Below are 14,660 nucleotides of genomic sequence, written 5' to 3' on the forward strand. Positions count from 1 at the left end.
AGAGTGCAACACTACCCTAATTCTTTTTGAAGTTTCAGACCTCCTTTAACCTTATGACTGCCGATCTGACTCGAACTGCTCGACTACGTGCTGAAGTTGCTGCCATACCGGATTGGTTGCGCCGTCCGATCGGAAATGCCAGTGAAATCTCGACGGTACAGCGCATCGTCAAGCAGCGTCAGATTCATACAATCTGTGAGGAAGGTCGCTGTCCGAACCGAGGGGAGTGCTACGCCAACAAAACGGCGACGTTTTTGTTGATGGGGCCGGTTTGTACCCGAGCTTGTGCGTTCTGCCAGGTGGACAAGAAACACGCGCCGATGCCTCTCGACCCGGAAGAACCCCGTAAAGTGGCTGAGTCGGTGCGGTTGTTGGGATTGCGCTACGTCGTGTTAACGTCTGTTGCGCGAGACGATTTAGCTGACGGGGGTGCTGGGTGGTTCGTTAAAACCATCGAGGCGGTTCGAGAACTCAATCCCCAGACTCAGGTAGAGGTCTTGACACCGGACTTTTGGGGGGGAACTTCAACGGAGTTTTCTACCGACGAGTTACAACGTCAGCGTATCGAAACGGTGGTTCGCGCGAAACCTGCCTGCTTTAACCACAATGTCGAGACGGTGCGACGGTTGCAGAATCCGGTGCGACGGGGCGCGAAGTACGATCGCTCTTTGGGAGTGTTGCGAACGGTAAAAGAAATCGATGCGGGGATTCCCACGAAATCGGGGTTGATGTTGGGACATGGGGAAACCGAAGCGGAAATTCTCGAAACTCTGCGAGATTTGCGAAAGGTCGGGTGCGATCGCGTCACGTTAGGTCAGTATATGCGTCCGTCTCTCGATCGTCTTCCAGTCCAGAAATATTGGACGCCTCAAGAGTTCGATCGCCTTGGGGATTTCGCCCGTAAATTAGGGTTTTCGCAAGTGCGATCGGGGCCGTTGGTTCGCAGTTCTTACCACGCTGGAGAAGGGGAAGACGAGATCGTTGAATCCGGCGATCGCTTAGAGTTTTAAAATGTTTATTAAAAAAAATCAATGGCTCGTCAGTGAGTAAAGATTCGCAAACAATCCCCACAACTCACGTGAATTAGCGCTCTATTGACACTCCCCAGCTATCACGGCGTGGGGATTCTTCCTTCAACGATTCGACTTGCTCTGACAGGTTTGCACCAGCCAAAGTAGCGGTCAAATCTCCAGAAGCGTTCACCTCGACTGCGCTCGGTGAGCGAAGCCGAACCGAAGTTCCGGTATGCCCTACCGTACTCAAGGCAGCGTTCAGGATGTTGATGGCGGCATTGTGGTCTCTGTCTAACTCAAAACCACACTGACAAACATGGGTTCTCGTCGAAAGAGATTTTTGAACGATCGCACCACAACTCGAACATTTTTGAGAGGTATAGGCAGGATTCACCGCCACGGTAATCTTGCCAAACTTCTCTCCAAAGGCTCTTCGGAGTTTAGGGTGACAGAAAAACTAACTTCACGAGATTTCAAGGGTTTTGGCTCTCGAATTTTCAATTTTTTGTATTATGGTATACATTTATAACCACAAACTCCGAAGACCCTCTCCAAATTGTTCGAGCCACTTCCTAAACTGATACCAACCCGCATCATCCCCCCAACCCCCCTTTGAAAGGGGGGCGAAGGGGGGATAGTGGTTTCTCACTAGATTCCGTATCCTCACGTCTTCGTAGGCCACCAGATCGTTAGATCGGATTACGCAACGCGCCAGTCTCTTAGCGTGTTCTTCACGTTGCCGACTTATTTTGAGGTGAACTCGTCCAAGTCGATTGACGGCTTTTTTTCGGTTGGTAGAGCCTTTCTGTTTTTTGCCTACCCTTCGGTGGGCGCGTTTCAGCTTTTTCTCAGCGTTTCGGTAAAACCTCGGATTCGGTTCGCATTCTCCGTTTGAATCGGTGTAGAACTCTTTGAGTCCGACATCCAACCCCACGGTATTTCCTGACGGTTCGAGTGTTTCTCGAACCTCGACACTAACGCAGAACTGTGCGTAGTAACCGTCAGCCCTGCGAACCAGTCGAACCCGTTTGATTTGTTCTGTACTGTAAAACGCCAAATCCCAGGTTCCAACTAGCTTCAGTCGTCCGATATTCTTCTTGTCCGTAAAGACAATGTGTTTGGGGTCGAGTAACTTCCAACCTGAAGTTTTGTACTCGACGGAACGACTGTTCTTTTTGAACCTGGGATATCCTTTCTTGCCGGGAACAGACTTGCGACAGTTTTCGAAAAAACGAGAAATTGCCGACCAAGCGCGTTCGGCTGAGGCTTGACGAGCCGTGCTGTTGAGTTCTCGGGCAAAGCCATACTCTCGAGCCAGGACTCGACAGTATTTGTTGAGGTCGTATTTGTTAACACCTCGGTTATCTATCCAATAGCGCAGTGCCTTGTTGCGAACGAACTGTGCAGTTCGGATCGCTTCGTCAATCGCTGCGTATTGGTGGGGTTTACCTTTGACTTTGAACTCGAGAACAAGCATCGTCGTTTGACTTGATTGTTCTGAATATTTTAGCACAAAAAACAGGATTGTCAAAAGCCGCCCTAGAAGGCTTGCCCTGCTTGCCCTGCTTGCCCTGCTTGCCCTGCTTGCACTGCTTGCACTGCTTGCACTGCTTGCACTGAGCTTGTCGAAGTGAGCTTGTCGAAGTGAGCTTGTCGAAGTGAGCTTGTCGAAGTGAGCTTGTCGAAGTGAGCTTGTCGAAGTGAGCTTGTCGAAGTGAGCTTGTCGAAGTGAGCCAAGTCGAAGGGGGCGGGGTTTTAGACCCAAATTTTTTGATAAAACTAGACCTCTGCCGAAAGAGGGAGTCGATCTCTTGTGGAGGAAAAAACGATGCCTCGACTCTATCTCGGAATGCGCTATTTAGCTTGGGCTTGGCTTATCGTTCTTGGCGGTCTCATCATTCCACCGACGGGCGTAATTGCTTGCACGATTTGCTCGAATCTTGCAGCCTTCATTGTGGGGATTTTAACGATGGTATTAGGTGCTGCGGGATTAGTGACGGAGATTCGCGGTCTTCACCCGATGCGTCCAGAGCATTAGGGGGTTCGATATGTTCCACTCGAGCGATCGAAGCGTCCGTCAAATGTCGAGAGTGCGAGATGACATTCGGTTCGCAAGATGTGGTATCGTCCGAGCTTAAATTTGGCTCAAAGGTGCTGTATGCAGCACCTTTTTTATCGTTTGAGAGTACCGTTAAAAGAGTTTGCAAGGGTGCATCTCACTTTAGTAGGTTGAATTTTAAGAAGTCTTCACCACAGAGGCACAGAGGACACAGAGAGGGGCTTGTCGGGTTGGGAAAAACCAGTATTTGAATTTTGTATTATATGGTTTAGCGCAAACTCTCACTCTGTAATAATTTCAAAAAATTCTTGCAAAGTAACTTTGGAAGAGCCAAATTTACATTTTTGAAATACACCCGTTGTTCAGATTTTTCGAGAGTAAGAACTTAGAGTTTTCGGTAACACCGCGTTGTAATTAGATGAGGATGGAAGACTTCGAGAAAATTGGATTGCAAGACTTTAAAAAAGTTTTCTACAATTTCAGGATCGTCTAAATGGAAAGGGAACTCGTTCCCAAAGCCTTTGGAAAAATACCAGTTGACGAGTAATTTACCGTCGTCGCTCAACAGTTTGTGGAATTGCAATAACTGCGAACTGGGATCTTTCAAATGTTCCATGACATCGAAACACATAATCGTGTCGAACGGATCGTCATCGTCCAACGTCGAGGCCACGTGGAGTTTGTCCGACAAACCCAACTGTTCGGCTCGATAGCGGACGAACTGGCAGTTCGTGGGATTTAAATCTAAATAAAGAACCTCTCGTACCTCGGGACAAGAGGCCGCAGCGATCGCGTGGGTTCCGATACCGCCGCCGAAATCCAAAACTCGACCGTTTGCGAAATCAGCGATCAAGCGCACCATATCGCCGATATAGTCGCAGCTTTCGAGATGCCACGCCGCCAACTCGAAAATATAGGCCGTTCCCACGCGATCGCGGTAGAAATCGCCCACCAGTTCCCAATCGAAGTGCTGGCCGAGTTCGGCGACGGCGTGACGGCGTTCTTGCAGTTGAGTTTGCAGCGTCTCGCGATCGAGCTTCAAAAACGTTTGTAAGTGATCTTCGAGATCGAAAGAATTCGTCCAGTAAGCGTCTAGAAAGTCTGGTTTCGGGGCAGTTAACATAGAATGACCGACAGAGTGACTGACACGCCAACCGCGCGATGTAGGGAGCGATCGGCTCGCTCTCGCTGGGGTTGAAGCTCTTTGACATTGTAGAGGTAGAGGGGAAGTTTGTAAGATGCGATCGCCATCGAAACACGGATTGTTCGGCATCTGGTCAGTTCTCCTGTGTGGTTGGCTGCTGACGGCCTGTCAGTTCGCGGCGACGGTTCCGAACGATGTCGTCCAACTGACCCTGTGGCACGGGATCAACCCGCCTCCGAATCGGGATATTTTCAACGAATTGGTCGAGGTTTTTAACGCCGAGCATCCCCAGATCGAAGTCCGTCCCCTCTACGTGGGACAACCCGACCAACAACTCCCCAAAATCCTTACCGCCGTTGTCGGCGAGGCCCCCCCCAACCTCCTTTGGTTCGGACCGTCGATTACAGGACAATTGGTCGAGTTGGGAGCGTTGCGTACCATTGAAGACTGGTTTGCCAATTCTCAGGCCAAAGCGAAGCTCGACCCTTCGCTGCTCGACGGAATGACCCTAGACGGCCGCATTTGGTCGATTCCCATGGCTGCGAACAACGTGGGATTGTTCTACCGTCCGAGCTTGTTGGAAGCGGCAGGCGTGACGGAACTTCCCGGCACCTGGGAGGAGTTGCGACGGGTGGCCGAACAACTGACTGAAGACCTCGATGGGGATGGAACGATCGATCGCTACGGCTTGTTACTGCCGCTCGGGAAAGGCGAATGGACGGTGTTCGCCTGGCTGCCCTTTTTGTACGGTACGGGAGGCGAAATTATCGACGGCGATCGCCCCAATTTGTTCAACTCCGAAGCGATCGCGGCGTTGCAGTTTTGGGCGGATTTAGTGGCTGACGGCTCGGTGGCTCTGTCGCAACCCGAGCGAGGGTACGAACTCGACGACTTTCTTAAAGGTCGCGTCGCTATGCAGTTAACCGGTCCTTGGACGCTGGGACAGTTAGAGCGAACTGGGGTCGATTACGCCGCGATACCGATTCCCGCTGGTACCGAACGGGCAACTGTGGTCGGCGGCGAACACCTGTTCGTGACTCGAACGACCCCCCGAGAAGAAAACGCCGCGTTAGAATTTCTCGATTTCGTTCTCAGCGATCGCTTTCAAATTCAGTGGGCGTTAGGAACGGGCTATCTTCCCGCCTCGCTGTCGGCCCGTCACAGCCAACAATATCGTGCTTACGTGGCCGAGCGGCCGCTTCTCGACGTGTTTCTCAAACAAATGTCCTGGGCGCGATCGCGGCCGATCTTGCCCAATTACGCTCGCCTGTCAAACAGTTTGGGACGAGCCATCGAGCAAACCTTACTCGGACGCGATCCCGCCACTGCCCTCGAAGACGCCCAACGACGGATCGAACTCGTTTGGCCCGAGGACGCGTCCTCGAAGCCGAGCGATCGCGCAGTTCGATCGCATCACTAACTTTGCCTTAGTGGTACATAAAAGTCCTGAAACCCTTGTGAGAAAAGATATCGCCGTATTAAAGGGTTGCCCGCAAAATCCCAGATCGGTAAATGGCTGCCGGAGATCCCTGGCAGTTTGGAGATGCCGGGGATCTGGTTCGAGTTCCATAACATATTTCATGTATTTTGTAAATCCCCGATCTCGAAAAGTTTTCTGCACCACTGAGCTAACTTTGCATTTCTTTAACAATTTCTAATAAGACTTCACAAATTATTAACACATCAATATCGATCGCCATCGAAAAAATTCGGTAAGGTTAAACATAGGTGCGTTTGTCTACTGTATCGTCGTGTCTGCTTGAAAAAACACCAGTTCGCAAGTCGATCTGACGGGAAAACGCGAACAATTGGGAAACTTTTGTCCCAATCGGACTGCTGCTTAAATCCTAGCGCGTCAAGTTGCACTGCGATCGCCCGCACGGGCAACCCGCCTCCTCTAGCAGCTCGCTTCACCGATCCCGACACCGATCGTTTCGCTGTCCGCGCGATCGCCACATCCAAGACGAAACGTTATTTTGTGGGTTTCTAGCATCACTGAAACCCTCTCAGGCAATCTTCTGAAATTCAGTCGAACGCCCGAGTCTTTCTCTCCTACTCATCTCATTTGCGATTAGGGAATTCATTCATGTCTTATTTTATTGACGCCGTTCTCAAGAGTGACGAAAAAATCGAACTTCGCCAATTTCTCCACGAACTTAGAGCCAAAGACCAGCGTTACTTACTGCGTAACGACATCGAACGCGCCTTTACCGAGTACTGTGAAGATCACGAAAAATCCGAAGCGTTCCAGCACGTCTCGAACCTCGGAAAACTGATCTTCTACACCCAAGAAATCATCGTCGAGGACGAAAGTGTCTGCGCGATCGTGCGTCCGAAAATTGCTTATCAAGAAGCCTTTCGGATTCACGAAGACTTCACCTACGACAAAATGACGGTGCAAGACCTTCTCGACACGCGCGATCGCTTCGTCGATCGCTACAAGCCCCAAGAAGGAGACGTTTTCGAGATCGATTTCGAGCCGTTTTACGACTATTCCCCCACCATCCGCGACCCAAAAAACATCGGAAAAGGGGTGCAGTTTCTCAACCGCTACCTCTCGAGCAAACTGTTCCAAGCTCCGCGACAGTGGAAAGAAACCCTGTTTCAGTTTCTCAGCCTCCATTCCTACAACGGCTTGAAACTGATGATCAACCCCCGAATCGGGAGCTGGGAACAACTGAGCGATCGCGTCAAACAGGCGATCGGCTTCGTCAGCCAACGCCCTGAAAACGACCCCTACGAAAACTTCCGCTTCGACCTCCAAGACATGGGATTCGAGCCGGGATGGGGAAATACCGCCAACCGCGTCCGCGAAACCCTCGAAATCCTCGACGAACTGATCGACTCTCCCGACGATAGCGTTCTCGAAGGCTTCCTCTCGCGGATTCCCATGATTTTTCGGATCGTCTTGGTGTCCGTTCACGGCTGGTTCGGTCAAGAAGGCGTCCTCGGTCGTCCCGACACCGGCGGTCAAGTGGTCTACGTCCTCGACCAAGCTCGCAGTCTCGAAAAACAACTGCAAACCGAACTCCAACAAGCCGGTTTGGACGTACTCGGCGTTCACCCCAAAGTGATCGTCTTGAGCCGGTTGATTCCCAACGCCGACGGAACCCGCTGCAACGAACGGCTCGAAAAAATCTGGGGAACCGACGACGCCTGGATTTTGCGCGTTCCCTTCCGCAAATTCAACCCCAACGTCACAGACAACTGGATTTCTCGCTTCGAGATCTGGCCGTATCTAGAAACCTACGCCATCGACGCCGAAAAAGAACTGTTAGTGGAGTTTAAAGAGAAACCCGATCTGATCGTCGGGAACTACTCCGACGGAAACATCGTGGCGTTTTTACTGTCCCGCCGCTTGAACGTGACCCAGTTCAACGTGGCTCACGCCTTGGAAAAATCCAAATATCTGTTTAGTAACTTGTACTGGCAGGATTTGGAAAACCAATATCATTTCTCGCTGCAATTCATCACCGATTTAATTTCGATGAACGCAGCCAACTGCATTATCAGCAGCACTTACCAAGAAATCGTCGGACGCACCGATAGCGTGGGTCAGTACGAATCGTACCACTGCTTTACGATGCCGGATTTGTACCATGTGGTGACGGGTATCGAACTGTTCAGTCCGAAGTTTAACGTGGTGCCGCCGGGAGTCAACGAAAACATTTATTTCCCCTACACCCGTCAAGAACAGCGGGTTCCCGACGACGCCGAACGGCTCGAAGAGTTGCTGTTTACCCTCGACGACCCCTCCCAGGTGTACGGGAAATTAGACGACCCGAGCAAACGGCCGCTGTTTTCAATGGCTCGACTCGATCGCATCAAGAATTTGACGGGACTTGCTGAATGCTTCGGACAGAGCAAAGAACTCCAAAAACACTGCAACTTGATTTTGGTCGCGGGGAAACTGCGGGAAGACGAATCGAACGATCCCGAAGAAATCAGCGAAATGCGGAAGCTCTACGAAATTATCGATCGCTACGAGCTACACGGAAAGTTTCGCTGGTTGGGGGTGCGTCTGCCCAAAACCGACTCCGGGGAAGTGTACCGCGTCATCGCCGACCGTCGCGGCGTGTTCGTCCAACCGGCGTTGTTCGAGGCGTTCGGTTTGACGATTCTCGAAGCAATGATTTCGGGAATTCCCACCTTCGGGACGCAGTTCGGGGGACCGCTCGAAATTATTCAAGACCGGGTCAACGGTTTCTACATCAACCCGACGAACCTCGAAGAAACGGCGCAGAAGCTGATCGATTTCGTCACCAAATGCGAACAAAACCCCGATTACTGGCTGGAGATTTCTCGTAAAGGGATCGATCGCGTGTACACCACCTACACCTGGAAGATTCACACGACGCGGCTGTTGTCGATGGCGAAAACCTTTGGATTCTGGAACTACTCCTCCAAGGAAAATCGCGAAGATATGATGCGTTATATCGAGGCGTTGTTTTACTTAATCTACAAGCCTCGGGCGCAGGCACTGCTCGAAGACCATATGCAGCGGTAACACCATCTGAGTTCAGAGACTCGGTGTCTGGCGAAATATCGGGTTTCTCAGTCGTTTACCGCCAGCGATTGGGAGACCCGCACACCAAGCCCACGACGGACATCATCGTTCCGGGGCCTTCACGGCGATCGGCTCGAGCGGGTATGGCATCGCCCCACTGGCCGTTCGTGATGTTGCGAACCGTTACGTTAGGGCAGTACACCCGATAGGTACGCCTCCAAGTTCGAGCGACGTGGGGCGGTTCGGGACTGTTCTGATACACCGTAAAATCGACGATATACAATCCCGGCTCGTCTTGGGGAACGGCACGGGTTAGGAAAAGCCCCGAGGGAGTTGCCGAGGCGAGACTCGACAGACCGAGAGAGAACAGAACGGGCATGGAAACCCACAGGATTTTTGAAGGGTTGAGGGACATTCGATCGACCTCTCAATTCAGATTCAAGATTAGAACGTTCGGTAGAATCCCCTCGATATTTGGTGGCGATCCGAATCGATCGCGAGATTAGTCGCAAAACACGACGCGAACGCGATTTCCGGCTACCCAGCCCGTACCGTCGGGCGGATTAAAAACGACGCGATACCAACCGTTTTGTTCTTCGACGATCGCGACTTGAGTGCCGTTATTGAGTTGTCCGATAATTCTGAAATCAGTTCCCGGCCCGCTACGAACGTTAAGTGGCGGATCGGGGTCGTCGACGATCGCACAGGAACGTCGAGCGAGACTCTCGGACGTCAGGTTAGGCAGAGGTATGGAAGAGGCTACAAGCCACGGGGCGATCGCCAAATTCGAGGCAACGATAGAGGTCGCTACAGTCATCGAAATGAATTTCATCGTCTTGCCACTCCAACTCATTCAAACATGGGATAGTTTATAGACTGTTGTTTTAAAGTTGCTTGACGAGCGAACTATTCGAGCGTTTTTTACTATAATATTTTTGAAATAAAGACTGTGCCAATATCGTGTTTAAAATGCTACAAAAATTCAAAAATATTGATATTTTTTAAACTTAAAAATCATTGAATGAGTCGCAATTTACAGATAGCGATCGCACTCGAACGTCAATCCCTCGATCGCTCGACTCAAAAACCGCAGATCCGGAACCGCGCGATCGCCCCTCGTAGGATCTCTTCAGTCCCCAACGCCACACGAACGAACTTCATGTCGCACTTGCCACGCTTTGCTTATCTTGCCCTCGGGTTAGCACTACTGGCCGCCGGATGCCAAAAAACCGCAACACCCGATAGGACTGGTCATCGATCGCCTTCAAGTGCGATCGCGTCAGCAGTGCGTAGTCCCATCGCCCAAGCCTCGACGAGCGATCGCGACCACTCCACCGCCACCAACGAAACACCTGCGATCGATTGCAGCAGTCCCCAAACCACCATCGAAATCAACGAATGTGCGGCGCGAGACTACCACAACGCAGACGATCGCCTAAACCGAACTTACGACGAACTCATGGCCGCCCTCAACGACAGCAACCGGGAAAAACTCATCGACGCACAACTGGCGTGGTTAGAATTCCGCGATGCCAACTGCCAATGGGAAGCCTTCCGCTACGACGGCGGAACTATTCAAACCTCCATTCGCCTCAACTGTCTCGAACGCCTCACCCAGCAGCGAATTCAGGATTTGGAGAATTACCGGGACGCAGCCAGGTGAGGAGATGACGAGCAGTGTTTCAGTCACCAGTCACCAGTCCGTAGGGTGCGTGACTTGAAAAATAGGGTGTCGAACTTGAAACCGAGAAATCGTCACGCACCGACAGTGTAAACCCCCAACATACAAGGGTGCGTGACTTGAAAAATAGGGTGTCGATCGTGAGACCGATCGCTCGTCACGCACCGCCAACGTACTCCCTTGCTCCCCCTCTCCCCCTCTCCCCCTCTCCCTTGCTCCCCCTCTCCCCCTCTCCCTGGCTCCGCTAAATCCCCAAATCCACGGCGATACGGTGGGCGCAGGCGAAGCCAGAAAAGGCCACGGCGTTCAATCCCTGACCGGGAAACGTGCTGTCGCCGACGCAATATAAGCCAGGAACGGCGGTTCGGTTAAACGGCATTCCCAACAGTCCCCACAACTTACGTTGGGGAATCGGGCCGTAAGTACCGTCGTCGCGGCCTAAAAAGCGGCGGTGAGTGCGTGGCGTTCCCACTTCGAGATAGTCCAATCCCGCGTCTAAACCCGGAAAAATCCGTTCGAGGCGATCGACGAACTGCCAAGCGGCCGCTTCTTTTTGCCGTTCGTACTCTGTTGGGGACAGGTTTTGCCAGCGATCGATCCGATCGGGGGTAAAGGCATGAATAATGTGATAGCCTTCCGGGGCGAGGTCGGGGTCGAGTAACGTCGGAATCGACACGAACAGCGTTCCTTCGGCGTCTTCCATTTTCGCCCAGTCTTCAACGACGATATGGTGACAGTCTGTCCCCGGCGGTAACGTGTCCGCTTCGACCCCCATGTGCAAACTCAGGAAACTGGGAGATTTACAATAGCGTTGCTGCCACTTCTCTTCGGCTAAGGGCATTTCCGCCTCGGGCAACAGTTTCTCGAAGGTATCCCAGCGGGTAGCGTTGGAAACGACCCGCTTGGCGTAGAATTCTTCTCCCGAAGCCAGTTTGACGCCGATCGCCCGATCGCCCTCTTTGAGAATTTCGGTCACTCGAGCTTGATAGCGGATGTGACTTCCCGCTTTTTCCAACCCTTCAACGAGTTTTTGGGCGATTTGTCCGACGCCGCCTTTCGGGTAGTTGATGCCACCGTAATGGCGATCGCTAAACACCATTCCAGCGTTGATGGCAGGGGTCTTGTCGGCCGGAACCACCGACCAACAGTAGCATTCTATATCGATAAACTTCAGAAGTTCGGGATCTTTAATGTAGCGTCGGGCGATGTCACCAGCGTTTTGTGGTAGGTATTTCACCAATCCCAAACAAGCCAGCGGGTGCTCGAAGAAAACCCTTGTCAGGTAGCGGGGTTCTTCCAACGAAAGGAGTTCCATGCTGTTGAGACAGTTAAACACCTTCCAGCATTCGTCGTAAAACTTGCCAATTCCAGTGCGTTCGTGGGGGAATTTGGCGCTGAGTTCCTCGATAAAGGCATTGTAGTCGCGATGGACTTTGACCTCGAGGTCGTTGGGAAGGTGGTAGTGAATTTGAACCGGGTCGGGAATCGTTTCGAGACTGACGTTTACGGCATCGAGAGCGCGAGTGAGGAGGTTCGTCGTGCCTCGATCGCCGAAGCCAAAGATCATCGACGCCCCGACATCGAAGCGATAGCCCGATCGCTCGAAATACCCTGCACTGCCGCCGGGAATCAGATAGCGTTCGAGAACGAGAACGGTTGCGCCTTTACTGGCGAGTTGGGTGGCAGTGACGAGGCCGCCAATTCCTGAACCGATGACGATAACATCGTAGTCGGTTTGCGCCGCAGTTGCAGTCATATTGGATGTTGTTAAATATGTTTTCTCAACTTCTTACTGTACTGTATCGGATTTAAAGCGCGATCGCGATCGCCTGCGAGTTTCCTTGGATTGCTAATCCGAACGGTCGATTCGATCCTTTGCGTGTTTTTTACGATCGGAATCCCCCTAAAAATACTGAGGAGAGTTATGAATTTTTTCGGATTTTAAAAAACAAACTAAAAATTCAAAAAAAACTCATAAAAAATAAATTGTCTTGCAATAAAAAACGAACATTTGGGGTATAATAAAAAATGTAAGGATCGAGAACGACCCAGATTCTCCCTCCTCTTTTACAACACGATGGATCGACCCAACACGCTATTGAATAACAGTGTAGCGTCAAACTGTAAACGTACCCGAAATTGCAAAAAAACGACATAAAACTGTAGGAGATCGAACGATCGCGCCCAGAGCTTTAAACGATAGTTCGATCGCTCCCCGACAGTTTCACCCAGGATATCTCGCATCTTGAATATCGATCGAGGTCGAGCAATGCGCTCGAAACTGAGCCGTGCGTTCGTCTCGTCGGTCTCAAGCGATCGGGTTCGTTTGTCGTAATCGGTTGAATGCTAACCCCATTCAGCCGATTTTTTTTGGCGATCGCAGCAAGCCGAACGTTGACAGTCTCGTTATCTTAGAAGAAAACCCAAGCTGTTGTACCTCCTCGATCGTCAGGTTCGTTCATGTCTGCGACTCAAAACCTCCTCAACCAAATCCCTGGGAACCCCTCAAAAGGCTTAGCATCCGCCGATCGCCTGTGGCGAAACCTCCGCGACAACGATCGACCCGTTCCCAGTGTCGTACACCAAAATTCCCAACCTCTCGGAGAAACCGATTGGGATGTCGTTATCTGCGGGGGAACCCTGGGAATTCTCCTGGGTGCGGCGTTAGCCAGACAAAATTGGCGCGTTGCGATCGTCGAACGAGGAATGCTCAAAGGCCGCGAACAGGAGTGGAACATCTCTCGCGACGAACTGCAAACCTTCGTCGAGATGGGATTGCTAACAGAGACAGAATTAGAACGGGCGATCGCCACCGAGTACAACCCCGGCCGCATCAGCTTTCGCGGCGGTTCCGACATCTGGGTTCGCGACGTTCTCAACATTGGCGTCGATCCGGTATATCTCCTCGAAACCCTCAAACAGCGGTTTTTAAACGCGGGAGGAACCCTCCTCGAAAACACGGCGTTTGAAGAGGCGATCGTACATCCCGACGGCGTGCGCGTCAACGTCGGCGACAGCAAAACCCCAGACAGCGGACTCACCACTCGTCTGCTCATCGATGCGATGGGTCATTTTTCCCCCGTTTCCCGACAAGTGCGAGGACAACAGAAACCCGACGCCGTTTGTTTGGTGGTGGGAACTTGCGCTGAGGGCTACCCTAAAAACGAAACTGGCGATTTGTTCGTTTCCTTCACGCCGATTTTGCATCAATGTCAGTATTTTTGGGAAGCCTTTCCCGCTAAAGACGGACGCACCACTTATCTGTTTACATATCTCGACGCCCACCGCGATCGCTTCAGCTTAGAGTTTTTCTTCAACGAGTACGTCCGACTGTTACCGGAGTACCAACAAATCGACCTCGAAGCCTTGAATTTCAAACGCGCCCTTTTCGGCTTTTTCCCCTCGTATCGCAAGAGTCCGTTACAGTCGCCGTGGAATCGGATTCTTCCCGTGGGAGACAGTAGCGGGAGTCAGTCTCCGCTGAGTTTTGGCGGATTTGGGGCGATGGTACGTCATTTAAAACGGTTGAGTGAAGGTGTGGGGGAAGCCTTGAACGCGGACTGTCTCGATCGCTCGGCGTTATCGTTACTTCAACCCTATCAACCGAATTTGTCGGTGACGTGGATGTTTCAGCAAACGATGAGTGTCGGCGTTAATGAAACGGTAACAGATCCCGATTCGATCGATCGCTTGTTGGCGTCCGTTTTCGATGCGATGCAAGACGCCGGAGATGAGGTGTTACGTCCGTTTTTAAAAGATGTCGTTCAGTTTGGAAGTTTGTCTCAGGCGTTGTTCCGAACTTCGATTTCTGCACCGCTGACGGTGACGAACATCGTTCCGAAGATTGGGATTTTTCCGTTGTTGGGATGGATGCGCCACTATTTGAATTTGGGGGCGTACAGTGCGCTGTCACCAATTGGAGAGGCGATCGCAGATTGGAGTAAAACGGCGTCTCCCCAACAACGATATTATCTGCATCAGTGGGCGCAAGCGTGGCAGTACGGTTCTGGGAGAGATTACGATCGCTAAACTCGACAGAAATTAACTTACTGGACTGCGATGTTGTCGAGATCGATGGGTGCATCTCACTTTTGTAAAAATATGAGTTTGAGGTGGGTTGGACTTCAGCTTCGCTCAGTCTATAGATGGAGCGATCGCGAAACCTAGCAACAGCTCAATTCAGTGCAGAGACTCTAATCTTATAAACTTATATTTTTGAGATGCACCCTTTGAATGTCGATCGCCGTACTGTATTT

Annotated in this window: 11 protein-coding genes and 2 pseudogenes; 6 read left to right on the forward strand and 7 right to left on the reverse strand. The window is 51.5% G+C overall.

Going from position 1 to position 14,660, the window contains the following annotated elements; all coding sequences use genetic code 11:
* Nucleotides 1-53 precede the first annotated feature (53 nt).
* Nucleotides 54-1,010, forward strand: a complete 957-nt coding sequence (lipA, locus tag GEI7105_RS32300; protein WP_017663011.1) for a lipoyl synthase — start codon at nt 54-56, stop codon at nt 1,008-1,010.
* Nucleotides 1,011-1,083: 73 nt separating this feature from the next.
* Here the strand turns inward: lipA and GEI7105_RS35450 are convergent.
* A pseudogene (locus GEI7105_RS35450) lies at nt 1,084-1,428 on the reverse strand (zinc ribbon domain-containing protein); the annotation flags it as partial.
* Between the two features lie 132 nt (nt 1,429-1,560).
* A pseudogene (locus GEI7105_RS32305) lies at nt 1,561-2,490 on the reverse strand (RNA-guided endonuclease InsQ/TnpB family protein); the annotation flags it as partial.
* A 351-nt stretch (nt 2,491-2,841) separates the two neighbouring features.
* Between GEI7105_RS32305 and GEI7105_RS32310 the strand changes: the two are divergent.
* A complete protein-coding gene (locus tag GEI7105_RS32310) occupies nt 2,842-3,051 on the forward strand; it encodes a hypothetical protein (protein ID WP_071592134.1) in 210 nt (69 codons plus the stop codon).
* A 406-nt stretch (nt 3,052-3,457) separates the two neighbouring features.
* Here the strand turns inward: GEI7105_RS32310 and GEI7105_RS0124375 are convergent, their stop codons facing one another.
* Both GEI7105_RS0124375 and GEI7105_RS40625 read right to left on the reverse strand, forming a co-directional pair.
* Nucleotides 3,458-4,195 carry a class I SAM-dependent methyltransferase gene (locus GEI7105_RS0124375; RefSeq protein WP_017663013.1) on the reverse strand — a complete coding sequence of 246 codons (738 nt, stop codon included), beginning with the start codon at nt 4,193-4,195 and terminating at the stop codon, nt 3,458-3,460.
* On the reverse strand, nt 4,189-4,323 hold the full coding sequence (locus tag GEI7105_RS40625; RefSeq protein ID WP_281167035.1) for a hypothetical protein: 135 nt from the start codon (nt 4,321-4,323) through the stop codon (nt 4,189-4,191). The genes GEI7105_RS0124375 and GEI7105_RS40625 overlap by 7 nt, the downstream gene beginning before the upstream one ends.
* Between GEI7105_RS40625 and GEI7105_RS32315 the strand changes: the two genes are divergently transcribed.
* Nucleotides 4,311-5,636: an ABC transporter substrate-binding protein gene (locus tag GEI7105_RS32315; RefSeq protein WP_035493958.1), complete on the forward strand. Its 1,326-nt coding sequence runs from the start codon at nt 4,311-4,313 to the stop codon at nt 5,634-5,636. The genes GEI7105_RS40625 and GEI7105_RS32315 overlap by 13 nt on opposite strands.
* 666 nt (nt 5,637-6,302) lie before the next feature.
* The gene (locus GEI7105_RS0124390; protein ID WP_017663016.1) at nt 6,303-8,723 is read left to right on the forward strand and encodes a sucrose synthase; all 2,421 of its coding nucleotides are present in this window, start codon (nt 6,303-6,305) and stop codon (nt 8,721-8,723) included.
* A gap of 55 nt (nt 8,724-8,778) precedes the next feature.
* On the opposite strand, the gene GEI7105_RS0124395 is transcribed toward GEI7105_RS0124390, so the two are convergent.
* Together GEI7105_RS0124395 and GEI7105_RS32320 are read right to left on the reverse strand one after the other, a co-directional pair.
* Entirely contained in the window at nt 8,779-9,138 is a 360-nt protein-coding gene (locus GEI7105_RS0124395) for a hypothetical protein (RefSeq protein WP_017663017.1), read from the reverse strand.
* Nucleotides 9,139-9,225: 87 nt separating this feature from the next.
* On the reverse strand, nt 9,226-9,540 hold the full coding sequence (locus tag GEI7105_RS32320) for an SH3 domain-containing protein (protein ID WP_158413260.1): 315 nt from the start codon (nt 9,538-9,540) through the stop codon (nt 9,226-9,228).
* 204 nt (nt 9,541-9,744) lie between these two features.
* Between GEI7105_RS32320 and GEI7105_RS36305 the strand changes: the two genes are divergently transcribed.
* Nucleotides 9,745-10,386 (forward strand): lysozyme inhibitor LprI family protein, encoded by a 642-nt coding sequence (locus GEI7105_RS36305; RefSeq protein WP_083862539.1) that lies wholly within the window; start codon nt 9,745-9,747, stop codon nt 10,384-10,386.
* Nucleotides 10,387-10,648: 262 nt separating this feature from the next.
* Here GEI7105_RS36305 and crtH read toward each other — a convergent pair whose 3' ends face one another.
* Nucleotides 10,649-12,160, reverse strand: a complete 1,512-nt coding sequence (crtH, locus tag GEI7105_RS0124410) for a carotenoid isomerase (RefSeq protein WP_017663020.1) — start codon at nt 12,158-12,160, stop codon at nt 10,649-10,651.
* A 704-nt stretch (nt 12,161-12,864) separates the two neighbouring features.
* Between crtH and GEI7105_RS0124420 the strand changes: the two genes are divergently transcribed.
* Nucleotides 12,865-14,433, forward strand: coding sequence for an FAD-dependent oxidoreductase (locus GEI7105_RS0124420; RefSeq protein ID WP_017663022.1), 1,569 nt, complete (start codon nt 12,865-12,867; stop codon nt 14,431-14,433).
* Nucleotides 14,434-14,660: the final 227 nt, after the last annotated feature.

This window comes from Baaleninema simplex PCC 7105 (assembly GCF_000332355.1).
In the GTDB taxonomy this organism is placed as follows: domain Bacteria; phylum Cyanobacteriota; class Cyanobacteriia; order Cyanobacteriales; family Geitlerinemataceae; genus Baaleninema; species Baaleninema simplex.